This is a genomic window from Micromonospora krabiensis (assembly GCF_900091425.1).
Taxonomy (GTDB): domain Bacteria; phylum Actinomycetota; class Actinomycetes; order Mycobacteriales; family Micromonosporaceae; genus Micromonospora; species Micromonospora krabiensis.
The window spans coordinates 1,536,144-1,558,794 of the sequence record NZ_LT598496.1; the positions used below are offsets into that span (position 1 = coordinate 1,536,144).

General features: G+C 72.7%; 18 protein-coding genes. 8 read left to right on the forward strand and 10 right to left on the reverse strand.

Translation table 11 applies throughout. From position 1 onward, the window contains the following. Positions 1-32: 32 nt before the first annotated feature. From GA0070620_RS06815 to GA0070620_RS06830, 4 genes are all read right to left on the reverse strand, one after another. On the reverse strand, positions 33-1,283 hold the full coding sequence (locus GA0070620_RS06815; protein WP_091589067.1) for a vWA domain-containing protein: 1,251 nt from the start codon (positions 1,281-1,283) through the stop codon (positions 33-35). Next, positions 1,280-2,524 (reverse strand): AAA family ATPase, encoded by a 1,245-nt coding sequence (locus GA0070620_RS06820; protein WP_091589068.1) that lies wholly within the window; start codon positions 2,522-2,524, stop codon positions 1,280-1,282. Before GA0070620_RS06820 ends, GA0070620_RS06815 begins: the two co-directional genes overlap by 4 nt. Positions 2,525-2,589: 65 nt before the next feature. Continuing rightward, entirely contained in the window at positions 2,590-3,990 is a 1,401-nt protein-coding gene (locus GA0070620_RS06825) for a hypothetical protein (protein ID WP_091598216.1), read from the reverse strand. Positions 3,991-4,096: 106 nt separating this feature from the next. Further along, on the reverse strand, positions 4,097-5,332 hold the full coding sequence (locus tag GA0070620_RS06830) for a low temperature requirement protein A (protein ID WP_091589069.1): 1,236 nt from the start codon (positions 5,330-5,332) through the stop codon (positions 4,097-4,099). A 101-nt stretch (positions 5,333-5,433) separates the two neighbouring features. On the opposite strand from GA0070620_RS06830, the gene coaD reads away from it, so the two are divergent. Further along, positions 5,434-5,856: a pantetheine-phosphate adenylyltransferase gene (gene coaD / locus GA0070620_RS06835; protein WP_091589070.1), complete on the forward strand. Its 423-nt coding sequence runs from the start codon at positions 5,434-5,436 to the stop codon at positions 5,854-5,856. A gap of 66 nt (positions 5,857-5,922) precedes the next feature. Further along, complete coding sequence (locus GA0070620_RS06840) at positions 5,923-6,873, forward strand: NAD-dependent epimerase/dehydratase family protein (RefSeq protein ID WP_091589071.1); 951 nt, start codon at positions 5,923-5,925, stop codon at positions 6,871-6,873. Between the two features lie 90 nt (positions 6,874-6,963). On the opposite strand, the gene GA0070620_RS06845 is transcribed toward GA0070620_RS06840, so the two are convergent. Both GA0070620_RS06845 and GA0070620_RS06850 read right to left on the reverse strand, forming a co-directional pair. Continuing rightward, positions 6,964-8,589: an ABC transporter permease gene (locus GA0070620_RS06845; RefSeq protein WP_091589072.1), complete on the reverse strand. Its 1,626-nt coding sequence runs from the start codon at positions 8,587-8,589 to the stop codon at positions 6,964-6,966. Beyond that, complete coding sequence (locus GA0070620_RS06850; RefSeq protein WP_091589073.1) at positions 8,586-9,521, reverse strand: ABC transporter ATP-binding protein; 936 nt, start codon at positions 9,519-9,521, stop codon at positions 8,586-8,588. The genes GA0070620_RS06845 and GA0070620_RS06850 overlap by 4 nt, the downstream gene beginning before the upstream one ends. Before the next feature lie 108 nt (positions 9,522-9,629). Between GA0070620_RS06850 and GA0070620_RS06855 the strand changes: the two genes are divergently transcribed. Next, positions 9,630-10,382 carry a TetR family transcriptional regulator gene (locus GA0070620_RS06855; protein WP_091589074.1) on the forward strand — a complete coding sequence of 251 codons (753 nt, stop codon included), beginning with the start codon at positions 9,630-9,632 and terminating at the stop codon, positions 10,380-10,382. A 37-nt stretch (positions 10,383-10,419) separates the two neighbouring features. On the opposite strand, the gene GA0070620_RS06860 is transcribed toward GA0070620_RS06855, so the two are convergent. Continuing rightward, on the reverse strand, positions 10,420-10,884 hold the full coding sequence (locus tag GA0070620_RS06860; protein ID WP_091589075.1) for a MarR family winged helix-turn-helix transcriptional regulator: 465 nt from the start codon (positions 10,882-10,884) through the stop codon (positions 10,420-10,422). A 140-nt stretch (positions 10,885-11,024) separates the two neighbouring features. Between GA0070620_RS06860 and GA0070620_RS06865 the strand changes: the two genes are divergently transcribed. Next, positions 11,025-11,585: an NADPH-dependent FMN reductase gene (locus tag GA0070620_RS06865; protein WP_091589076.1), complete on the forward strand. Its 561-nt coding sequence runs from the start codon at positions 11,025-11,027 to the stop codon at positions 11,583-11,585. Between the two features lie 102 nt (positions 11,586-11,687). Here GA0070620_RS06865 and GA0070620_RS06870 read toward each other — a convergent pair whose 3' ends face one another. Next, positions 11,688-13,481, reverse strand: a complete 1,794-nt coding sequence (locus GA0070620_RS06870) for an ABC transporter ATP-binding protein (RefSeq protein ID WP_091589077.1) — start codon at positions 13,479-13,481, stop codon at positions 11,688-11,690. A gap of 82 nt (positions 13,482-13,563) precedes the next feature. On the opposite strand from GA0070620_RS06870, the gene GA0070620_RS06875 reads away from it, so the two are divergent. The 4 genes from GA0070620_RS06875 (at position 13,564) to GA0070620_RS06890 (ending at position 18,351) form a co-directional block, all read left to right on the forward strand. Beyond that, positions 13,564-13,986 (forward strand): MarR family winged helix-turn-helix transcriptional regulator, encoded by a 423-nt coding sequence (locus GA0070620_RS06875; protein ID WP_231922266.1) that lies wholly within the window; start codon positions 13,564-13,566, stop codon positions 13,984-13,986. A gap of 142 nt (positions 13,987-14,128) precedes the next feature. After that, a complete protein-coding gene (locus tag GA0070620_RS06880; RefSeq protein ID WP_091589078.1) occupies positions 14,129-15,913 on the forward strand; it encodes an N-acetylglutaminylglutamine amidotransferase in 1,785 nt (594 codons plus the stop codon). Positions 15,914-15,931: 18 nt separating this feature from the next. Then, positions 15,932-16,306, forward strand: coding sequence for an SCP2 sterol-binding domain-containing protein (locus tag GA0070620_RS06885; RefSeq protein WP_091589079.1), 375 nt, complete (start codon positions 15,932-15,934; stop codon positions 16,304-16,306). Next, positions 16,303-18,351 carry an amylo-alpha-1,6-glucosidase gene (locus GA0070620_RS06890; RefSeq protein WP_091589080.1) on the forward strand — a complete coding sequence of 683 codons (2,049 nt, stop codon included), beginning with the start codon at positions 16,303-16,305 and terminating at the stop codon, positions 18,349-18,351. Before GA0070620_RS06885 ends, GA0070620_RS06890 begins: the two co-directional genes overlap by 4 nt. 45 nt (positions 18,352-18,396) lie before the next feature. Here GA0070620_RS06890 and GA0070620_RS06895 read toward each other — a convergent pair whose 3' ends face one another. Both GA0070620_RS06895 and GA0070620_RS06900 read right to left on the reverse strand, forming a co-directional pair. After that, positions 18,397-21,030, reverse strand: a complete 2,634-nt coding sequence (locus GA0070620_RS06895; RefSeq protein WP_091589081.1) for a discoidin domain-containing protein — start codon at positions 21,028-21,030, stop codon at positions 18,397-18,399. 245 nt (positions 21,031-21,275) lie between these two features. Beyond that, entirely contained in the window at positions 21,276-22,475 is a 1,200-nt protein-coding gene (locus GA0070620_RS06900; protein ID WP_091589082.1) for an ROK family transcriptional regulator, read from the reverse strand. Positions 22,476-22,651 lie beyond the last annotated feature (176 nt).

Here is a 22,651-nt window from a genome sequence, read left to right on the forward strand (position 1 = left end):
GACGGCCGCAGGAGCCGGCACACGGGCTGGGCTCAGCGCGCGGTGGCAACGGATCCGATGGTGACCACCCGCGCCCACTCGGGTGGCGAGTGCGGCCGGTAGTCGGCATCGTTCTCGCTCCACCGGGCGGCTCGGTGGAACAGCCCGACGACGGTCCGAGCGGACGGTCGCGCGGCCGGCCAGGGCGTCTGCCCGTCGGTCAGCGCCACGATGACGTCCGGGCGTGGGCTCTGCCGGAGTGCGCGGACGAAACCCGCGCGCAGGTCCGTACCGCCACCGCCGATCAGCGCGATGTCCTCGGCCCGGCACAGCGGGCCGACGGCCTGGGCCGCCGCGTCGCAGGGCAGCACGGTGACCAGGTCGCGGCGGCCGCCCACGGCCCGGGAGATCGCGGTGACCTCGAGCAGGGCGCTGCCCAGTTCGGCGTCACTGACCGAGCCGGAGGTGTCGATGACGACGCAGACCCGCGGGGGCCGGCGGCGCAGCGCCGGCAGGACGACTCCGGGTAGCCCGGCGGACCGTCGCGAAGGCCGGCCGTAGGTGTAGTCCTCGCCCACGCCGGGCGCGGAGACCGCCGAGCGGACCGCCGCACCCAGGAGTTCCCGCCACGGCTGCGGTGGGTGGAAAGCCCGCTCCGCCCACCGGCGCCAGCCCTGGGGCACGTCTCCCGGTCGCCCGGTGATGCCCTCGGCCACCCGGAACCGCACCGCGTCCCGTTCCCGCGGGCTGAGGGCGTGCGCGCCGTCCGGTCCGAGGTCCCACTCCCGCGCCAGCCCGTCGGCGCCGCTGCCGCAGTCCAGCCAGGCCAAATGTTGGGTACGCGGGCCGAGCCGGAACTGCCGCAGGTAGTCCTCCATCAGCTGCCCCTCGGGCAGCAGCAGGGAGCCGGGATCGACGGCCCCGTCGGGGCGGACCAGCCCGTCGCCGAAGATGTCGTCGTTGATTTCGCAGTCCGCCGCGATGTTCATCCGCAGCCGCTCCCCCGGACCGGTCAGCCCGCGTTCCCGCGCGACCCGGTCACCGCGCCCGTGGTGGTCGCGGAGCAGGTGCGAGACCTCGTGCACCCAGACTCCGGCGAGCTCCTCCACGGGTGTGCGGTCCACGAACGCCGGCGAGACGTAGCACCGCCAGTGCGGGTCCACCCCCATCGTGGGCACCCGCCGTGACTCGACGACGTGCAGGGCGAACAGCGCTGTCGCCAGGTAGGGCCGGGCGCGGGCGGCGTGCAGTCGGGCGGTGAAGAGTTTGTCCCGGTCCAGGTTCCCGGCGTGGTCGGTGCTCATCGGCCGCTCCCCGCGGCCGCCGCGATCCGGGTCGCCGTCTGGTCGGCCCGTCGGGACAGGGACACCGCGCCGGCCAGCCGCTCGATCGACGCCGGCACGTCCCAGTCCTCCTGGCGCAGCCGGGCGAGGGCGGACGCGGGGACGACCACCAGGTCCGGGGCGCCCGTCTCGAGTGCCCGGACCAGCAGGGCCCAGGCCGCGTCCCAACGGTGGCGATCCGGGCGTTGGCGTACGGCCTCCACCACGCCGTCCAGGACAGTCTGGCGTAGGTCGCCGCGTTCGGGCAGGACGGCGGCGGCCGGGTCGGCGAGCAGCACCTCGGGGTCGGGAAGGTCCATCCGGTCGAGGCTGGCCAGCAGCTCCAGTCCCGATCCGTCCCCCACGGTGCCTCTGACCAGCATCGACAGGACCTCCCGGGAGGTGTCGGCCGCGGTGGCGAAGGCGATCAGGCGCAGGGTCATCTCCCAGCTGCGCGGCGACGGCCACGGACCACCACGGCCGGCCTCGTGGTTGGGCAGCCGGTGCACGAGCGCCGGGCGGGCCGACAGCAGGCCGCACACGGCGCGGCGGGCGAAGGTGACGGCCTCCGGCAGCCGTTGCGGGTCGAGCCGGGGCAGTGCCGCCCGAGGCCAGGTCCCGCTCAGACCGCGTACGACGACCTCGTGGTCGTGGGTCCACTGCAGGTGGACGAAGCGGTTGGCCAGCGGCGGGCTCAGCTCCCAACCGTCGGCCGCCGAGGATCGTGGGTTGGCGGCGGCCACGATCCGGACCTCGGCCGGCAGGCGCAGGCTGCCGATGCGCCGTTCCAGCACGAGACGCAGCAGCGCGGCCTGCACGGCCGGCGGGGCGGTGGACAGTTCGTCCAGGAACAGCAGTCCGCGACCGGCGCGAACCAGCCGCACGGCCCAGTCCGGCGGCGCCATCGGCACGCCATGGAGGGCCGGGTCGTCGCCGACGATCGGCAGCCCCGCGAAGTCGGACGGCTCGTGGACGCTGGCGATCACGGTCGTGAGCGGCAGGTTCAGCGACGCGGCGAGCTGCGTCAGCGCGGCCGTCTTGCCGATGCCGGGCTCGCCCCACAGCAGGACCGGCAGGTCGGCGGCCACGGCCAGGGTCAGGGCCTCCAGTTGCGGGTTGGCGCGGGGTTCGGTGGCGGTGTCGGACAGGAGCGCGACCAGGTCGGCGGCAACGTCGAGCTGCGACGCCGGGTTGGTGTCGATCGAGGTACGGGCAGCGAGCATCAGAGATCACCTTGGGTCGTGTCGGGCCGGCGCGGCGGCCGGGCGAAGAAGACGGGTCCCGCTGGTCAGCGGGCGATCGCGTGACGGGGGTGGGAGCGGCGGTCACGCTTGAACCGCAGGTCACGGGTGGTCGGCGCGGGTGAGTGCCCGATCAGCCCGACTCGGAACAGCCCGTACGTGATCCGGCGCAGGGCGGCGTTCTCCAGTTCCTCGCGCAGGTTTCCGTCGCGGAGGAGTGCGTCGGGTCCGAGCAGGGCCTCGACGGTGGCCAGCGCGCCCGCGGTGTCACCGTGGTCCAGGCGGGCCCGGATGTCGGGAAGGCACTCCGGCCGGCGGTGCGCCTCGTCGATCGCCCGCAGGCAGGGCAGCGGGGTGCCGGTCAGCGCGGCCAGCAGCTCCTCCCGGCGGATCTCCGCCGGGTCGTGGTCGAGGGGTGTGAGCACCCCGTCGACCAGGCCGATGCGGTGCCGGGCTCCCCGGCAGTCCACGAGACGTGGGGCCGCTGCCGGCTCCGGGGACGGTGGAGTGCCTGCCGCCTGGTGACCGGGCGCGAGCGCGGCGGCCACCAGCGGGTGGAGTTGGTGGACCTCGATCAGCCCATGCCGCAGCAGTTCCAGGTCCGGTGCCGTCCAGGTCGCCGCGTCGGGCAGCACCGGTAGCCCGGCGACCGGACCGGCCCGCGAGGCTCCGGCGATCCGGGCGGTGGGCGACCGCTGGTCCGGTCCCGCCGCGGCGACGTCCAGGAGCAGACGACGTCGAGGGCCGAGGCGCACCGCCACGGCGCCGCTTGCTCGGCCCTCGGCGCGGAGCAGCAGCGCCGCTTCGGCCGCCCACCGGTGCACCGCGTAGCCGCCTTCCCGCAGCGTGTCCCACGGGGGGCCCGGGCACGTCGCGGTGACGGTGTCGACGGGCGATCGTCGGGCGCCCGACCGGCTCCGCAACTCGTCGGATCGTCGTGCGTCCCACAGGTGACGGTGCAGGTCGAGGCGGTACCGACGGTCGGGATGCGGGGGTGGATGGGGGCGGTCGCCCGCGTCACGGGACCTGGTCCACAGTGTCAGGCTGATCCGTTGGCCCGCGTCCGCCCAGGCTGGTGGCGTCCGGACCACCAGGTGCACCGGCTCGCCGCCGTCGTGCTCCGCCGGGCCGTACGAGGCCAGTGCAATGGTCAGGCCCGGTCGCAGCAGCCCATCCGGGGCGATCCTCGGCAGGTGCCAGCGCAGTAGGTCCGGCGCGAGGTGCCGGAGATCATCCCGCAGCCGGGCGGCCAGTTCACGGCCGTGGTGGCGGGTGACGGCGCGTAGGTCGAGGTCGGCGTCGACGCGGGCGGCGGCGCACGCAGCGGCCCAGTCACCGACGTGACGACGAGCGGTCGCGGCTTCGATCATGGAGGGCGGCACGGCGTACTCGCGTACCTGCCGCCAGAGGGAGAGGCGAGAATCCGCGTTCGCGGCCGGGGAGCGCATCAGCACTCACCTTGCACGAACCGGACCCCCAATCTGAGAGGAGGATTCATCGCGGCAGAGCGTAGCGTCCCGCCCTGAGCCGCGCCAGGCCCTTTGCCGCGCGGGATCACGCCTCGGGGTCGCGATCGCCGGACGTGGCCCGCCCGATCGGCGGCGAGGGAACCTCCGACGGCCGTGCCCGGCTCCGCAGCGCGTCGAGGACCGCGACCAGGGCCAGCACACCGGCCACCACGCTCAGCCCGACCATCGGCGCCCCGCGGGCCAACGCCGGGGTGAGCAGCAGGAGGGCCACGATTCCGATCATCCGGGATCGGGAGACCCGGCCGAAGATCTCGTGCTCCAGCCGCACCCGGGCGAGCAGGAAGAGCACCGGACCACCGACCACGAACAGCAACCACGTGGGTCGCGGCGGCCCGAACGGATCGTCGATCACCAGTTCGTAGCCGACCGACGTGACGATCACGCTGAACACGATCAGCAGATGGGTTCGCTCCAACGCCGTGCCCAGCCGGCCGGGCATACCTGCCCGACCCAACGCCTCGGTCAGCAGCAGACCGGCGCGGTAGAAGTAGATCCGCCAGAGCAGCGCGCTGGTGACGAACGAGACCGTGAAGGCAGCCGCCCGCTCCGTGGAGTAGTCGGTGCCGCTGAAGATCACACCGATGACCAGAACCGATTCACCGAGTGCGATGAGGAACATCTGCTGGTAACGGTCGGCGAGGTGGGTTCCCGCGATGCGCCAGCGGTTCACCGCCGAGGCCCCGAGCCGTGGCACCGGCCAGCCCAGGGCCCAGGCGACGTAGTCGACGGCGAGGGCGGCGGCCCACAGCGGCAGGCGCAGTCGTTCCGGGCCCCACGCACCCGCCAGCCAGAGCGGCGCGGTCGCGGCGGCCCAGGTGGCGAGCCGGAGCGGCACCAGTCGTCGCGGATGGCCGCGCAGCGCGACGGCGATCACCAGCGGCCGCACCACTATCACCGTCAGGTACGCGACCGCGAACGGCAGCGCCCGCTCCTCCATGGCGCGTGGCAGGGTCACCGCCATGATCAGGCCGGCGAACATCGTGCCGACCACGACGGCCTGGATGACCGCCCGCTCGGGTTCGTAGCGACTGGTGATCCAGGTGGTGTGCGACCAGATCAGCCACAGTCCCAGGAAGAGCAGCAGGGTGCGACCGAACCCTTCGACGAGCACCCAGCCCGTGTCATCGCGCAGGTCGGCGAATCGTTGCGAGAGCCGGGTCAGGGCCACGACGAAGGCCAGATCGAAGAAGAGTTCCAGGAACGTGGCGCGGCCCGAACTCGTGGGCGGGCGCAGCAGCTCGGCACCGCGTCGTGCCGCCATCGTCCGCCTCCGTCCGCCCCCTTGTCGCACCAACGAGCCCGCCGCGGAGGAGTTGCGTCCGCCGTTGGCAGCCTCCCACGGTCGGTACCTACAGTCGGGCCATGAGCGACAGCGGCGTACGGGCCGTCTACCCCGGCAGCTTCGACCCCTTCACCGAAGGGCATCTGGATGTCCTGAACCGGGCACGTCACCTCTTCGACGACGTGGTCGTGCTCGTCGCGGTCAACAGCAGCAAGCATCCGGACACCGACGAGGAGCAGCGAGCGGCCGCCGTGCGGGCCGTGCTGCCGGTGGAGTGGACCTCTGTCACCGTCGCCGCCTGGCGCGGGTTGACCGCCACCTACTGCCGTCGCCACGGCGTGGACGTGATCATCCGGGGCGTGCGCAACACCACCGATCTCCAGCTGGAGCACCGGCTCGCCGCGATGAACCAGTCGCTGGGCGTCCCCACGGTGTTCCTGCCCGCGCAGCCCGGACTGGCCGCGGTCTCGTCAACCGTGGTCCGCGAGGCTCGCTCCGGTTGATGATCCGGAACCTTGTTCCGTATAGTTGTGGAACAAGGTTCCGTTTGTCTCGGAGGGAGACGCGTCATGGCCGTCCTGGTCACCGGAGGTACGGGTTTCATCGGGTCGCACACCGTGCGGGCGCTGCTCGACCAGGGCGAGGAGTGCGTGCTCGTGCAGCGCCGCGCCACCGGGCTGCCGCCCGTCCTCGCCGACACCCGGGTCTCGATCGAGCGGGGCGACGTCGCCGACCTGCCGGCGCTGCTCGACCTCGGCACCCGCCACAAGATCACAGGGATCGTCCACCTGGCCGGCTCCATGCCCTGGCCGATCGGCGCCGACGACCCGATCCCCGCCGCCCGCCGAGCACTCGGCGGCCTGCTCAACATCTTCCAGGTCGCCCAGGAGTGGGACGTACGGCGAGTGGGTGTCGCGAGCACCATCGGCGTCTACCACGGCGCGCCCGGAAACGGCGCCCTGCGGGAGGACCTGCCGCTGGCGATGCGCGCCTCCCACGTCATCCCCACCTTCAAGAAGATCGGTGAACTGCTCGACGACTGGCTGGCCGGGGCCGCCGGGCTCGACGTCGTCAACTACCGGATCTCCGGCACGTGGGGTCCCGGCGGTCATGAGGACCCGTTCTTCCCGGCGCCCGCCCTCGTCCACGCCGCCGCCCGCGGCACCGAACTCGACCTGTCGGCGCAGGCCGGGACACCGTACGCCGAGGACTCCCTCGATCTGTGCTACGTGAAGGACACCGGGCGCGCGATCGCCCTGCTGCACTTGGCCGACGAGCTTCACCACCGCACCTACAACGTGGCCTCCGGCCGGGCCACCTCGAACGCCGACGTCATCGCCGCCATCAAGACCGCGGTCCCGTCCGCCGACCTGACCCTGCCCTCGCGCGGATCCGCCACCCCGGCGTCCTGGCTCGACATCACCCGTCTGCACGAGGACACCGGCTTCGTCCCCGCGTACGACACCGAACGCGCCGCCGCCGACTACATCGCCTGGCTGCGCGCGGGCAACGACCGCTGACGGGCACGCAACCTCACGGAAGTAGGGGCCTCGACACGGTGACGAGGACTCTACTTCCCTGAAGTTGCGGCAGTCGCGCGCGACGACGCCTCAGCGGGGGACGTCGCGGTTGCGGAAGGCGGCGACGCCGGTGGCGAGCAGCGCCGCGGCCACCGCGCTGAGCACCACCAGCGGCGTCGCTGTCGGGTCGACGGCCGGCGCGGACGGGACGTGGGTGTAGGGCGAGACGTCGAGGGCGGCCTGCGGCAGCTCCAGCACCGCGCCGAGTTGCCCGAGCAGCAGGAAGAGCAGCAGCGCCGTCCAGGACAGCACGACCGACCAGCGGGGCAGCAGGCCGAACAGCGCCGTGACGACGCCGGCCACCACGAGCAGGGCGGGCAGGCGCAGCAGGGCGGCACCGCCGAGGTCGACCGCGCGGCCGAGCGGGTCGCCGGCGACCAGGCCGTGGCCGAGGCCGGTGGTGACGCCGGCGAGCAGCAGCAGCGCGACGGCGCCGAGGACCGCGGCGAGGACCTGGGTGCCCAGCCACCGTCCCCGACTGACCCCGGTGGCGAGGACGGCCTCCAGCACCCCGTCGGCCTCGTCGCCGCGGACCCGGAGCAGGGCCTGCACGACGTACGCCCCGATGGTCAGCGCGAACAGCGCGAGCATCGCGGCGAGGTACGCGTCGACGAGGTCGGCTCCGCCTCCCATGGCGCTGATCGCCTCGGCGGCCGCGGGGTTCTCCTCGATCATCGCGTTGAACTCGTCGGCGGCGACGCCCATGGAGAGGCCGAGGACGGCGATGCCGACGGCCCAGCCGAGCAGCGTGCCGCGTTGCAGCCGCCAGGCCAGGCCGGCGGGGCTGAGCAGCGCGGCGGCGGCGGTGGCGGGGCCGCGGCGGGGCGCGACCAGGCCGGCGCCGAGGTCGCGGCGCTCCGCGAGGGCGTACGCGAGGGCGACGGCGGCGAGCAGCAGTGCGACGGGCAGGGCGAGGACCCACCACCGTTCGCCGGCGTACGCGTGGATCTGGGTGCCCCAGCCGAGCGGGGAGAGCCAGGACGGCCAGGCGCTGTCGACGCGGGTGCCGTCGGCGCCGGTGTCGCCGAGCACGTCGCCGGCGGCGCGGAGCGCGAAGGCGAGCCCGACGGACGCGGCGGCGAGCGCGTTGGCGCCTCGGGAGGTGACCGACAACTGGGCGGTGACGGCGGCGACGCCGGTGAAGGCGATGCCGACGCCTCCGATGGCGGCGGCCGCCGCGACGGAGCCGGCGAGCGGCAGTCCCCCGCCGGTGAAGGCGAGCGCGAGCAGCGCGGCGGCGAGCACGTTGGTGGTGACGACCACGAGCAGCGCGGCGGTCAGCGGCGCGTACCGGCCGACCATGGAGGCACCGACGAGTTCCGCCCGGCCGGTCTCCTCGTTCTGCCGGGTGTGCCGGACGACGGCGAAGGTGCTCAGCAGCGCGACGATCAGGACCAGCGTCACGTACGTCTCGGCGACCACCACGTTGCCGAGGTCGGTGCCGGCGATGGGGCCGTTGAAGGCACGGGCGACCAGGCTGGACGCCGACGTGGTGGCGTAGCCGTGCCGGGCGGTCTCGTCGGGGTAGACGCCGGCGACGCTGCCGGCCAGGGCGTAGCCGAGCAGGGGTGTGCCGAGCACCCAGAAGGCGAGGCGGGCACGGTCGCGCCGCAGCACGAGCCGGGCGAGGCGGCCGGTGTTGGTGAGCGCGTTCATCGGACACCGGCCCGGCGGGGCTCGGCGGCGCGCGGGGTGTCGGTGGTGGCGGTCTCGTCGCCGTAGTGGCGCAGGAACAGCTCCTCCAGGGTGGGTGGCGTGCTGGTGAGGGCGCGTACGCCGAACGGGAGGAGGTGACCGAGCAGGGCGTCGAGGTGGGCGGGCTCGACCTCCAGGTGGGTGCGCCCGTCGACCTCGCGTACACCGTGGATGCCGGGGAGGGTGTCGAGGCCGGTGACGGGTCGGGTGGTCTCGACGGTCACGGCCGTGCGGGTGAGGTGGCGAAGCTCGGTGAGGCTGCCGGACTCGACGGTGCGGCCCTCGCGGATGATGCTGACCCGGTCGCAGAGGGCCTCGACCTCGGCGAGCACGTGGCTGGAGAGCAGCACGGTGGCGCCGTCGCGGGTGATCCGCCGGACCTCGTCCTGGAAGACGGCCTCCATGAGGGGGTCGAGGCCGGAGGTGGGTTCGTCGAGCACGTACAGCTCGACGTCGGAGGCGAACGCGGCGACGATGGCGACCTTCTGCCGGTTGCCCTTGGAGTAGGTGCGGCACCTGCGGGTCGGGTCGAGGTCGAACCGCTCCAGCAGCTCGTCGCGGCGGCGCCGGTCGAGGCCGCCGCGCAGGTGGCCGAGCAGGTCGATCGCCTCTCCACCGGAGAGGTTGGGCCAGAGGCTGACGTCGCCGGGTACGTACGCCAGACGGCGGTGCAGGCGCACGGCGTCGCGCCACGGGTCGGCGTCGAGCACCCGCGCCTCACCGGAGTCGCGCCGCAGCAGGCCGAGCAGGACGCGGATGGTGGTGGACTTGCCGGCGCCGTTGGGGCCGAGGAAGCCGTGCACCTCGCCCGCCTCCACCCGCAGGTCGAGCCCGTCGAGGGCACGGATGGCGCCGAACGCCTTGACCAGGTTGTGCACCGAGATGACGGGCATGGCCCCTCCTGCGATGTGACGCACCGACCATCCCACTGTACTGACCGACGGTCAGGGCACTCAACGGTGATTCCGGCCACCGGTCAGGACGGCGGTTAGGCTGGCGACATGACGGTCGAGCCCGCCGACGACACCCGCACCCGCATCCTCCGCGCCGCCCTCGACCTGTTCGCCGAGCACGGCTACCAGCGCACCTCGCTGCGGCAGATCGCTGAGCGGCTGCGGCTGACGAAGGCGGCGATCCTCTACCACTTCCCGGCCAAGGAGCACCTGCTCGCGGCGCTGGTGGAGCCGCTGCTGTCCGATCTGGAGGCCCTGTTGGACGCGGCCGACGGGAAGCCGTGGCGGCAGGCCCGGTGGACGCTGCTGGAGGGCTGGGTGGACACCATGCTGGCCCACCGCCGCCCGCTGGGCATGCTCTTCCACGACATCGCCCTGATCACTCGCGGCGACACGTACCACCGGCTGATGCACATCGCGATGCGGGCCAACGAGGCCATCGCCGGGCCGGACGCCGGGCGCCGGGAGCGGGTCCGGGCGGTACAGGCGGTCGCCATGTGCAGCGACCCTGTCGTGTTCTTCGGCGACGTGCCCGACGAGGTGCTGCGCGAGGACATGCTCGACGGCGTGCGCCGGCTGTTGACCGCGCCCGGCCCGGCCGCCGGGGACGGCCGGGCGACCGCGGCGCGGCGCGGGCCGGGGCGGCCCCGGGCGATGGGGCGCGAGCAGGTGGAGGCTGCCCGTCGGATGCATGCCGCCGGCACCCACTCGGTCGACGCCATCGCCGCGGCCCTGGGCGTCTCCCGGGCCACCGTCTACCGCCACCTGGACGCGGCGTCAGCCGATAATGAGACGGTTTAGCGACGATTTCGAGACGGTTGTGATCGGCTGACGGCCGTCACCGGACCGTCCCGACCCGCTCGAAGGCGCGGGCCAGCGCGACGAGGTCCATGCCCTCGAAGTGGTCGAGGAAGCGTCGCCGCACGGCGGCCAGGTGGCTCGGCCAGGACTCCTCCAGGCGGGCGAACCCGGCGTCGGTGAGCACGGCGTTCCAGCCGCGGGCGTCCTCCTCGCTGCGGACCCGCTCGACCAGGCCCAGCGTCTCCAGCCGGATGACCGTGCGGGTCATACCACTGAGCGAGAGCTGACAGGCGGCCGCCAGTTCGCTCATCCGCATCCGCCGACCCGGCGTCTCGGAGAGGACCCGCAGGGCGGTGTACTCGGTGAGCGGCAACTGCTGGTCCGCCACCATGTCGGCGTCGATCATCCGAGGCAACACGGACATCACCTGCGGCAGGGCGCGCGCCAGCGCCTCCTCCTCGGCGTTCAGGGGTCGCAGGGGCTCGGTGCCGGCACTGGACATGCCTCCATCCTAGTTGCTTGACCCAGCAACCGAGGCTCCCGGCTGTGGCGGCGGCCATACCCGCAATAATTGCTTGACCGAGCAAGTTAGGTCTAGCGTAGGCACGACCAGGCACGACTTCTCTGGAGGAAACGACAGATATGACCAGGATCGGGATCATCCTCGGCAGCACTCGTCCGGGACGCAACGGTGAGGCCGTCGCCCGCTGGGTCCTCGACGTGGCCAAGCAGCGCACGGACGCCGAGTTCGAGCTCGTCGACCTGCTCGACTACCAGCTGCCGCACCTCGACGAGCCGATGCCGCCGTCGTACGGGCAGTACAGCCAGCCGCACACCAAGCGCTGGTCCGAGACGATCAGCTCGTACGACGGCTTCGTCATGGTGACCCCGGAGTACAACCACTCCACCTCGGGGGCCCTGAAGAACGCGATCGACTACCTGTACGGGGAGTGGAACAACAAGGCCGTCGGCTTCGTCAGCTACGGCTCGGTCGGTGGTACCCGGGCGGTGGAGCACCTGCGGCTGATCTCCGCCGAGCTGCAGATGGCCGACGTGCGGGCCCAGGTGGCGCTCTCGCTCTTCACCGACTTCGAGAACTTCAGCGTCTTCAAGCCGAACGACTTCCAGCTCGACGCGCTGCACACCACGCTCGACCAGGTCGTCTCCTGGAGCGGGGCGCTGGCTCACCTGCGCGGCAAGTGAGCGGGCGGCTCCCGAGCGAGCCGTGAGCGGTGGCACCGACGGTGGCCGTGGGGACTCCCCCGCGGCCACCGTCGTCGCGCCCGGGACGACCGGTGCCGGCCGTCACGCGGCGAGCGCGGCGTAGCGGCCGGCACGGTCGAGCAGGCTCTCATGGGTGCCGCACTCGACGATCCGGCCGTGGTCGAGCACGGCGATCTGGTCGGCGTCGCGGACCGTGGAGAGCCGGTGGGCGATGGTGATCGTCGTCCGCCCCTCGGCCAACGCGTCGAAGGCGCGCTGCACAGCCCGCTCGGTCTCGGTGTCCAGCGCGCTGGTCGCCTCGTCGAGGATCAGGACGCGTGGGTCGCGCAGCAGCGTACGGGCGATCGCCAACCGCTGCTTCTCCCCGCCGGAGAAGCGGTGTCCCCGCGAGCCCACCACCGTGTCGTAGCCCTCGGGCAGGCCGGCGATCAGGTCGTGGATCCGGGCGGCCCGGGCAGCCGCCTCGATCTCCGCGTCCGTGGCGTCCGGCCGCGCGTAGCGCAGGTTCTCCCGCACCGTCGTGTGCAGCAGGTAGGTCTCCTGGCTGACCACGCCGACGATCGCGGACAGGTCGGCCAGGCGCAGGTCCCGCAGGTCGACGCCGTCGATGGTGACGCGCCCGCTGGTCGGGTCGTGCAGCCGACTGACCAGGGCGGCCAGGGTGCTCTTACCGGAGCCGGTCTCGCCGACCAGGGCCAGGCCGGTGCCGGCCGGCACGTCCAGGGTCACCCCGGCGACCGCCGCGGTGTCGCTGCCGGGGTAGCTGAAGGTGACCTCCTCCAGGCGTACGTGACCGCGGACCCGGCGGGGGTCCAGGCGGACCGGCTCGGCCGGGTCGGCCACGTCGACCGGGAGGTCCAGGTATTCGAAGATGCGGGCGAAGAGCGCCAGCGAGGCGGTCAGCGAGACACCGACGTTGAGCAGGCCCATCAGCGGGCGGAACAGCCCGTTCTGGAGCGCGGTGAAGGCGACCAGGGTGCCGATGCTCAGCGTGCCGGCGGCGCCGGGCAGCCCGGCGCTGAGGTAGATGACCGCCGGGATGGCGGCGAAGACGATGCTCATCGAGGCCATCCGCCAACGCCCGGCGAGCTCGCTGCGCAGCTCCAGGTCGACCAGGCGCGCGGAGGAGGCGGTGAACCGCGCGATCAGGGCCGGCGCGGTGCCCAGCGTCTTGGCCAGCTGCACGCCGCTGACCGACAGGCCCTCCTCCACGGTGACGTTGAGGTCGGCCAGTTCGCGCTGGCGACGGGCGGTGATCTCGCGGCGCAGGTGGGCGACCCGGCGGGTCAGCCAGATCGCCGGTGGGAGGACCAGGAGCGAGACGAGCGACAGCCGCCACGACAGCGCCACCATGGCGGCGGCGGTGGCGACGACGGTGGTCAGGTTGGCGGCCACGCCGGTGGCGGTGGAGGTGACCACCGACTGCATCCCGCCGATGTCGTTGGTGATGCGGGACTGGACCTCTCCGGTCCGGGTCCGGGTGAAGAAGCCCAGCGACTGGCGCTGGAGGTGGCTGAAGACGTCGGTGCGCAGCCGGTGCATCACCTGCTGGCCGACGCGGGTGGAGATCCAGGTCTGCACCACGCCGAGGACGGCGGTGAGCGCGGCCACCGCGACCATGCCGACGACCAGCCAGACCAGCAGGGTCAGATTCCGGCTCGGCAGGGCCTCGTCGATCACGTGGCGCAGCAGGAACGGCGACGCCATGGCGATGACCGAGGAGGCCACGATGATCACGGTCACGGCGGCGAGCGCCGCCCGGTGGGGGGTGAACAGCCCGGCGACGCGCCGCAGCGAGACCTGCCGGGCCTGCGCCTTCTCCGCGGCGCTCACGGTACGGGGGCCGCGGTCGCGGCCGGTGGGGGTGGAATCCAAGGGGGAACCCGCTTTCGTCGGAGAAATTACTGAGGTTGCCTCATCATGAGGGAACAACCGTACCTGCTGCTACCGTATTCCCGTGATCGAGCCGGACGGCGACGACGAGACCCTGGCCGAGGCGTTCTGGGCCGTGGCCCGCCGGGTGCGGCACCGCACCCGCGACGCCCTGGCGCCGTGGGACGTCACCCCCAGCCAGGCGCGCGCGCTCGCCGCCCTGACCCGGCACGGCGTGCTGCGGCCCGGCGCGCTCGCCGAGCACCTGCGCATCGCCCCCCGCTCCGCCACCGAGGTGGTCGACGACCTCCAGGCCCGAGGGCTCGTCGAACGGCGGCCCGACCCGAACGACCGGCGCGCCACCCTGGTCGCGCTCACCGCCGAGGGCACCCGCACCGGCTCGGCCATCCGCGCCGCCCGGCAGGCCGAGGCCGACCGGTTCTTCGCCGACCTCGACCCGGTCGACCGGGACGAACTCGCCCGCATCCTGCGGACCCTGCGCGGCTGACCCCCGCGTTTGGTCGCCCCGGCGGCGGGTAGTCGTGGCGCCCGTCCGATCGACGGGACCGGTGCCACCCGGCCGAGCAGCCGGGGTGACAGGAGGGTCCTGCCGTGCCTCTGCCGACCCCTGAGCCGTACGGGCGCCGCCGATGTGCGGGATAACCGGGGAGGCCCGGTTCGACGGGTCACGGCCGGACGCCGTGGCGGTCACCCGGATGACCGAGGCGCTGCGCTCCCGGGGCCCCGACGGGGAGGGGCTGTGGAGCGCGGACTGGATCACGCTCGGGCACCGCCGGTTGACCATCATCGATTTGTCCGACGCCGGCGCCCAGCCGATGGTGCGCACCGACCTGGGGCTCGCACTGGTCTTCAACGGCTGCGTCTACAACTATCCCGAGCTGCGCGAGGAGCTGCGGGCCGCCGGCCACACCTTCCACTCGACCAGCGACACCGAGGTCGTCCTGGTCGCGTACGCCCAGTGGGGTGAGCGGTTCGTGGACCACCTGGTCGGCATGTTCTCGATCGGGCTGGTCGACCAGGCCCGGCGGCGGTTGGTGCTGGCCCGCGACCGCCTCGGCATCAAGCCGCTCTACCTCGCCGAGTCGCCCGAACGGCTGCGGTTCGCCTCCAGCCTCCCCGCCCTGCTGCGCGCCGGCGACCTGGACACCGGCATCGACCCCGTCGCCCTGCACCACTACCTGTCCTGGCACTCGATCGTGCCGGCGCCACGGACCATCCTGCGCGGCGTCCGCAAGCTGCCCCCGGCCACCGTGCGGGTCATCGAGGCCGACGGACGCAGCCGCGACCAGGTGTACTGGCGGCCGGACTACGTGCGGGACCCGGCCGACGCGGCCCGGGACGCCCGCGACTGGCAGGCCGCCGTCGGGGACGCGCTGCGCACCGCCGTACGCCGCCGGCTGGTCGCCGACGTCCCGGTCGGCGTCCTGCTCTCCGGCGGGCTGGACTCCAGCCTCATCGTGGCGCTGCTCGCCGAGGCCGGGCAGGAACGCCTGCGCACCTTCAGCATCGGCTTCGACAGCCGGGGCGAGGAGTCCGGCGACGAGTTCCACTACTCGGACCTGGTGGCCCGGCACTACGGCACCGACCACCGCCGCATCCGGCTCGCCGACGACGACCTCGTGCCGGCCGTACGCCGCACCGTGCTGGCCATGACCGAGCCGATGGGCAGCCACGACGTGGTCGCCTTCCACCTGCTGTCCGAGCAGGTGGCCCAGCACGTCAAGGTGGCCCAGTCCGGGCAGGGCGCCGACGAGGTCTTCGCCGGATACGGCTACCACCAACCGCTGGCCCGGGTGCCCCGCGACGCCGCCGCCGCCGAGTTCCGCGCGGCCTTCTTCGACCGCGACCACGCCGAGCTGAACCAGGTCGTCGACGCGGCGTACGCGCTGGACCACGACGCGAGCCGCGACCTGCTGGAGGCCCACCTCGCCGGGGCCGGCGCCGAGACCGCCCTGGACGCGGTGCTGCGGCTGGACACCCACCTGATGCTCCCCGACGACCCCGTCAAGCGGGTGGACAGCATGAGCATGGCCTGGGGGCTGGAGGTCCGCACACCGTTCCTGGACCAGGACCTGGTCGCCCTCGCCGCCCGCTGCCCGCCGGAGCACAAGGTCGCCCAGGGCGGCAAGGGCGTGCTCAAGGAGGTGGCGCGCGAGGTGCTGCCGGCCGAGGTGATCGACCGGCCCAAGGGCTACTTCCCGGTGCCCGCCCTGCGCAACGTGGACGGTCCCGTACGCGCACTGGTCACCGAGGCGCTGCGGGCGCCCGAGGCCCGCGAACGCGCCCTGTTCCGGCCCGAGTACGTGGCCCGGCTGCTCGGCGAGCCGGAGCGGGCCGAGGCGGCCGCCGGCAGCAACAAGCTCTGGCAGCTCGGCCTGCTGGAGCTCTGGTTGCAGTCGCACGACGTCCACTGACCCGCAGGAGGTGAGCCCATGTCCGACACGACGACCACGTTCTTCGACGAACTCGGCCGCAACGGACACCAGCGCCTGCTGCCGAGGACCAGCGGCACGATCCGCTTCGACCTCGCGCACGAGGGCGGGACCGACCACTGGCTGGTGACGATCGAGAACGGCGACATCCGGGTGTCCCGGGACCGCGGCGAGGCGGACGCCGTCATCTGCACCAACCGGGCGTTCTTCGAGCGGATGGCGCGGGGCGAGGCGAAGCCCCTGTCGGCGTGGTTGCGCAACGACATCACCAGCGAGGGGCAGTTCCGCTACGTGATCATGCTGGAACGGCTCTTCCCCCCGCCCCCGGGAGCGCGGCATCCGCGGTCCCTGGCTCCCCACGGGGGCCGGGCATGATGGCGGACACCGTCTGGATCCTGGACGGCAACAACTTCGTCCTGAGCGACGGCAGCGGCGACATCCTGACCGACCGGGTCGGCGGATTCTTCCAGTTCGACACCCGCTGCCTGTCCCACTGGCAGCTCACCCTCAACGGTGAGCAGTTGCACGCCCTGGCGGTCACCGAACCCAACTACTTCCGCCTGCGGTTCTTCCTCGTGCCCGGCTCCCCCACCCACTACGTGGACGCCAAGGTGTCGGTCATCCGGGAACGGTGCATCGCCGGCTCCGGCTTCGAGGAACGGGTGACCGTCCTCAACCACGACCGCAAGGCGGTCGACTTTCGCGTCCGGCTCGCCGTCGACAGCGACTTCGCCCCGGTGTACGCCATCATCGCCCAGCCGATGGAGAGGTCCGGGCGGGTCTACCGGCACGTCGAGGAGGGACGGCTGCGGCTCGGCTACGAGCGGGAGAAGTTCCGCCGGGAGACGACGATCACCAGCAGCGAACCGGTGCGGTTCGACGAGTACGGGCTGACCTACGACGTACGGGTCGGGCCGCACGGCCGCTGGTCGACGCTGCTGCGGGTGGACGGGCTGGTGCTCCGGCCGGACGGCGAGGACACCCGGGCCCACACGGTTCCGCACCGCGTCCGCAGCGCGGAGCAGCTCCAGAGCGACCTCGACCGGTGGGTCGCGCGGGCACCGCGGCTCAGCTGTGACTGGGAGGCGCTGAACCGGACGTACCGACGCAGCCTGCTCAACCTGGCCGGCCTGCGGTTCACGCCGCTGGGGCTGCCCGACGTGGCGATGCCGGCGGCGGGCCTGCCCTGGGCGGCGACCATCTCCGGCCGGGACAGCATCCTGTGCAGCCTCCAGTCCCTGTCCGTCGCACCGGAACTCGCGGTCGCCACGCTGCGCATGCTCGCCCTCAACCAGGGCTCCGTGCTCGACGACTTCCGGGACGAGGAGCCCGGCAAGATCGTGCGCCAGTTCCGCTACGGCGAACTGTCCGCGTTCGAGGAGCGGCCCGAGTCGCCCTACTACGGCAGCGCGGACGCCACTCCGCTCTACGTGATCCTGCTCGACGAGTACGAACGGTGGAGCGGCGACGCGGGGCTGGTGATGCAGTTGGAGGACACGGCCCGAGCCGCTTTGGCGTGGATCGACGAGTACGGCGACATCATGGGCGACGGCTACGTCTGGTACCAGAGCCGCAACGAGCGCACCGGCCTGGTCAACCAGGGCTGGAAGGAGTCCCCGGACGCCATCTCCTACCGCGACGGCACGCTGCCCGGCCTGCCCCGCGCCACCTGCGAGCTGCAGGGCTACGCGTACGACGCGAAGATGCGGGGCGCCCGCCTGGCCCGGGTGTTCTGGAACGACCCGGCGTACGCGGACCGTCTCGAACGCGAGGCCGCGGCCCTCAAGGAGCGGTTCAACCGGGACTTCTGGGTGACCGACGGCGAGTACTTCGCGCTGGCCCTGGAGCCCGACGGTCGCCAGGTCGACGCGCTCTCCTCCAATATGGGGCACCTGCTGTGGAGCGGCATCGTCGACGAGTCCCGCGCCGAGCGGGTGGCCGGTCACCTGCTCAGCCCCCGGCTCTTCTCCGGCTGGGGCGTACGCACCCTCGCGAAGGGCGAGGGCCGGTACAACCCGCTCGGCTACCACGTCGGGGCGGTGTGGCCCTTCGACAACTCCCTCATCGCCTGGGGGTTGCGCCGCTACGGGTTCCTGGCGGAGGCCGGCATGATCGCCGAGGGCATCATCGATGCCGCGAACTACTTCGGGGGCGGGCTCCCCGAGTCCATCGCCGGGTACGACCGCGACCGCACCGGCTACCCGGTCTCCTACCCGACCGCCAACAGCCCGCAGGCGGTCGCCACCGGCGCCCCGTTCCTGCTGCTGCGGGTGCTGATGGGCCTGGAGCCGATCGGCGACGAGCTGGTGGTGTCGCCGGCGCTGCCGTCCCGGTTCGGCCGGATCGAGCTGCTGGACATCCCGGGGCGGTGGGGACGGCGCGACGCGATCGGCAACGCGCGGCAACCGCTGCGCGGCTGACGACGGGCCGGCCGGAGCGGCCGGACCCGTCGTCGCACCCGGCTCCTACGGGTAGTTCGTCAGGTACACCTGCTGGGTTGTCGCGTTAGCGGTGCCGCCCGAGTTGTTGATCACCCGGTTGATCGTGCCGACACCGCCGAGCGAGACGGTCACCAGGTTGGTGAACCGCACGTTCGGGTTGTTCGGCACCTCGAAGGCCCGCTCGGCCACCACCGAGGGGTTGACGTTGAAGTAGCAGTAGCTGCCGGTGCCCCACGCCTGGTGGCTGGTCACCCCGTCACCCACCTTGTAGGCGGCGTACCCCCGGGTCGAGCCGTTCATCCAGGCCGCCTGGTTCGGTGGGTCGTACGGCATCTCGTTCTGGTAGAAGTACGTCCGCCCACCGTTGCCGTTCCAGACGGTCTGGTACTTCTGGTAGTGCTCGACGAAGAGGCCGTACATCGTGACGTCGTCACCGTTGACGGTCAGCCCGGTGTCGGCGGTGTTGAGCGTCCACCCGGTGGGCACCCCCGTCGCCGCGTGGTCGGCCCGCCACAGCCACATGTGGTCGCCGATGACGTTGTCGCTGTTGACGGTCAACGTGTTGGTGGCCCTGCCGACGTGCGGCCCGCCGATGCGGAAGAACACGTCGTGCAGCGAGATCGGGTTCGCGGCGTGGTTGGCCGACGAGCCGGACGGCCCGACCTCCATGAGCACCGGCGAGTTGGTCGTGCCGGCCTCGAACATGATGCCGGCCACCTTCACACCGTCCACGTCGGCCACCCGCATGGCCACGGTGCCGTTGTCGGCCTGGATGGTGGCCAGGCCGAGGCCGAGGATCACCGTGTCGGCGCGGTTGACCTGGATGGGCTCGGTGACGTGGTGCACGCCCGGGGTGAACAGGAGGTGCTTGCCCTGGGCGAGGGCCGCGTTGATGGTGGCCGCGCTGGTGCCCTGCTGGACGACGAAGAACTGCGACAGCGAGATCGACGAGCCGGCCGGCGTCTTGTTGTACCAGCTGGTGCCGGTGGTGTTGGTGCGCAGCGCCGGAACGAAGACCCGGTACTCGCCGGTCCCGTCGACGTAGAGGAACGGCTTCTCGCGGACGACCGGCGTCTGCGGGATGACCGTGTGCGACGGGTTGGGGAAGTGCGGCGCCGGCGCGCCGACGACGCCCTGGAAGACCATGTTCCACACCGAACCGGTCCAGCCGTTGCCGAACTCGCTGTTGCGCGAGTACCACTGCTGCTGCGAGCCGGAGACGACGAGGCCGTCGATGCGGGTGTCGGCCAGCAGGCCGCCGCTGGACCACCCGTCGCCGCCGTTCCAGAGCTGGATCTGGTTCTGCGCGCCGCGCAGGTGCATCCGTCGGTACGGCGCGGCCTGCGACACCGCCCACCGCTCCACGGTCACCCCGGCCGGCAGGGTCACCGACAGGTTCTCCGCCGAGCGCCAGAAGTTCTGCGTGGCGTTGCCGCCCATCCAGAACGCCTCGACCCGGACGTGCCCGTTGAGGTTCACGTCGTCCGGGCTCATGCCGAGCCCGGCGACCTGGGTGAAGAATCCGAGGTTGACGTCGGCGGTGTAGGTGCCGGGCTTGAACAGCACCGCGTACCGCTGCGGACCGAACTGGTTGGTCTCCTGCTGGGTGAAGAGGGTGTTCAGCCGGCTCTGGATGGTGGCGGTCGGGGTGCTCGGGTCGAAGACGAACGTGTTCGGCCCGAAGTTCGGGTTACGCGGGTCGGTCGGTGGCACGCCCGGGTCGGTGGTCCCACCGGTGGTGTTCACCTGGAACTCCCAGAGCGAGTAGCCGTACGCGGTGCCCCGCGCGGTGCCGTGGACGCGGACGTACCGACCGCTGCCGGTCACGTCGAGGGTCTGCGTGCCGCCGGTGCCGGTGGTGGTGCTGTAGATCGTGGTCCAGGCGGTGCCGTCGGCCGAGGTCTGGATCTGGAAGGCCCGGGCGTACGCGGCCTCCCAGTTGAGCACCACCCGGCAGATCGACTGGGTGCTGCCGAGGTCGACGCGCAGCCACTGCGGGTCGCTCGCGGCGCTGGCCCAGCGCGTGGCGGTGCTTCCGTCGACCGCGGCCGACGCCGACAGGGTGGCCGACTCGGTGGACGAGGCGGTGGCGGGCTTCCCCTGTGCGGTGTTGGCGCTGCCGCAGGTCGGGTTGCCTCCGCCGCCGGTCTCGCCGTAGACCTGGAACTCCCAGAGCGAGTAGCCGTAGCCGGTGCCGCGCGCCGTGCCGTACATGCGCACGTAGCGGCCGGCGCCGGTGACGTTGATGGTCTGCGTGCCGCCGGTGCCGGTGGTGGTGCTGTGGATCGTCGTCCACGTCGACCCGTCGTCGGAGGTCTGGAGTTGGAACGCGCGGGCGTACGCGCCCTCCCAGGCCAGGGTCACCTGGCTGAGGGTGGCCCGGGCGCCGAGGTCCACCTGCAGCCACTGCGGGTCGGCGAACGCGCTGGACCAGCGGGTGCCGGTGTTGCCGTCGACCGCCGCGCTCGCCGGGGTGCCGGCGTTCTCGGTGGACGAGGCGGTGGCCGGACGGCCCTGGGACAGCAGGACGGGAGCGGCGTGTGCCGGCGGGAGCGCGCCGGCCGGGGTGAGCGCCGCGACCAGGGCCACGGCGAGCCCCACGAGCAGACGGCGATGCCACGGTGGCGTCCGGCGTACGGATAAAGCGTGAGATCTCATGACGTTGCCTGTCGATAGAGGGCTGGGGACGCCGGGCGCGACGGGACGGGGAAAGGGCGAGTGCGACCGCGCACGCCGTAGTGGAGCCACCGGGGGACGGCGTCGCGATGCGTGGAGAGCGCTCTCGTAGGAGTGTTACGGCGCCGTTGCAACGCCGTCAAGACATCGATCTATAACACTGTTATTTATCCTGTAAGTCCGCTATGGACGATCCGCTCCCCGCCCCGCCGGGGCGGCGGGGCGGGTCAGCGGCGGACGCCGCCGTCGGCCAGGAAGCGGGCGATCGGCAGGGTCGCGGCGCCGAGCGCCACCGCGTCGACACCCAGCCGGCACAGCTCGATGGAGGCCTGCTCGTACGGCTGGCGCAGCGCCTGCCGTCCGGCGGCCTCGCGGACGGCGGGCAGCAGGTCGGCGAGTGCCATCGCGGCCCACCCGCCCAGCACCACCCGTTCCGGGTTGAACAGGTTGATCAGGTTCGCGACCCCGGCGCCGAGGTAGCCGGCCGTCTCGTCGAGCACGCGGCGCGCCGTGGAATTGTTCGCCGCCGCCTCGACGAGGGCGGTGAGCTGGGACTCCTCGTCGTCACCGGGCACCGCGCGACCCCGGCGCGCCTCCCGGTACCGGTCGATGATCGCCTCCGCCCCGACGTACGCCTCCAGGCAGCCGCGGGCACCGCAGCGGCAGGACCGTCCGCCGTACACGAGGGTGGTGTGCCCCCACTCCCCCGCGCTGCTGGACGCCCCTCGGTAGGTGACGCCGCCCGCCACGACGGCCGCACCAACGCCGGAGCCGACGAGCGCGAACACGGCGTGCCGGGCGCCCCGGCCGGCGCCGAACCACATCTCGGCCTGACCGAGGGTCTTGGCGCCGTTGTCGATGTGCAGCGGCAGGTCGGTGCCCGCGTTGATGAGGCGCTCCAGCGGTACCCGGTCCCAGCCGAGGGCCTGGGCGTCCACCACGGCGTGCACGCCCTGCTCGACGACGCCGGAGACGCCGATGCCGACCCCGAGCACGTCGGCGGGGGCGACCCGGGCCTGGCCGGTCACCGCGTCGATGCCGGCCAGCACGTGGCCGGCGACCACGGCCGGCTCGGTGCGGGCCGGGTCGAGCGGATACTCCGCGCTGGCCAGCAGGGCCATCGCGAAGTCGAACAGCTCGACGCGGACGCGGGTCTCGCCCACGTCCACGCCGATGACGAACGCGAACCGCGGCGCCACCCGCAGCATCATGCTCGGCCGGCCACCGTCGGATTCGGCGGCACCGGCCTCGGCGACGAGGCCCTCCTCGATCAGGTCACCCACCACGTTGCTGACCGCCGGCTGGCTCAGGCCGGTGCTGCGGACCAGGTCCTGCCGGGTCAACGGACCGTCGAGGAAGAGCTTGGTCAGCAGGGCGGACCGGTTGCGCAGCCGGACGCTCCGGTTGGTGGCTCGCGCCAGCTCCACTCGTCACCTCGATCCCGTGGGTCGTCCGGGGCACTGTAACGGTCCCGTGCTTGACGACCCACCGGCCAACCACTTTAATGGCGACATTAATTAAGCCGTGATGTAACTCCCGGGAAACGCCGACGGACCTCCGCCGACGCCTCCCGGAACCCGTCCGCCCCGGCCGGCCACCCGTC

Excerpts from the sequence above, each read along its gene's own strand:
- GA0070620_RS06815 (WP_091589067.1), bottom strand. The coding sequence starts at position 1,283 with ATGAGCACCGACCACGCCGGGAACCTGGACCGGGACAAACTCTTCACC.
- GA0070620_RS06820 (WP_091589068.1), bottom strand. The coding sequence starts at position 2,524 with ATGCTCGCTGCCCGTACCTCGATCGACACCAACCCGGCGTCGCAGCTC.
- GA0070620_RS06825 (WP_091598216.1), bottom strand. The coding sequence starts at position 3,990 with ATGCGCTCCCCGGCCGCGAACGCGGATTCTCGCCTCTCCCTCTGGCGG.
- GA0070620_RS06830 (WP_091589069.1), bottom strand. The coding sequence starts at position 5,332 with ATGGCGGCACGACGCGGTGCCGAGCTGCTGCGCCCGCCCACGAGTTCG.
- coaD (WP_091589070.1), top strand. The coding sequence starts at position 5,434 with ATGAGCGACAGCGGCGTACGGGCCGTCTACCCCGGCAGCTTCGACCCC.
- GA0070620_RS06840 (WP_091589071.1), top strand. The coding sequence starts at position 5,923 with ATGGCCGTCCTGGTCACCGGAGGTACGGGTTTCATCGGGTCGCACACC.
- GA0070620_RS06845 (WP_091589072.1), bottom strand. The coding sequence starts at position 8,589 with ATGAACGCGCTCACCAACACCGGCCGCCTCGCCCGGCTCGTGCTGCGG.
- GA0070620_RS06850 (WP_091589073.1), bottom strand. The coding sequence starts at position 9,521 with ATGCCCGTCATCTCGGTGCACAACCTGGTCAAGGCGTTCGGCGCCATC.
- GA0070620_RS06855 (WP_091589074.1), top strand. The coding sequence starts at position 9,630 with ATGACGGTCGAGCCCGCCGACGACACCCGCACCCGCATCCTCCGCGCC.
- GA0070620_RS06860 (WP_091589075.1), bottom strand. The coding sequence starts at position 10,884 with ATGTCCAGTGCCGGCACCGAGCCCCTGCGACCCCTGAACGCCGAGGAG.
- GA0070620_RS06865 (WP_091589076.1), top strand. The coding sequence starts at position 11,025 with ATGACCAGGATCGGGATCATCCTCGGCAGCACTCGTCCGGGACGCAAC.
- GA0070620_RS06880 (WP_091589078.1), top strand. The coding sequence starts at position 14,129 with ATGTGCGGGATAACCGGGGAGGCCCGGTTCGACGGGTCACGGCCGGAC.
- GA0070620_RS06885 (WP_091589079.1), top strand. The coding sequence starts at position 15,932 with ATGTCCGACACGACGACCACGTTCTTCGACGAACTCGGCCGCAACGGA.
- GA0070620_RS06890 (WP_091589080.1), top strand. The coding sequence starts at position 16,303 with ATGATGGCGGACACCGTCTGGATCCTGGACGGCAACAACTTCGTCCTG.
- GA0070620_RS06895 (WP_091589081.1), bottom strand. The coding sequence starts at position 21,030 with ATGAGATCTCACGCTTTATCCGTACGCCGGACGCCACCGTGGCATCGC.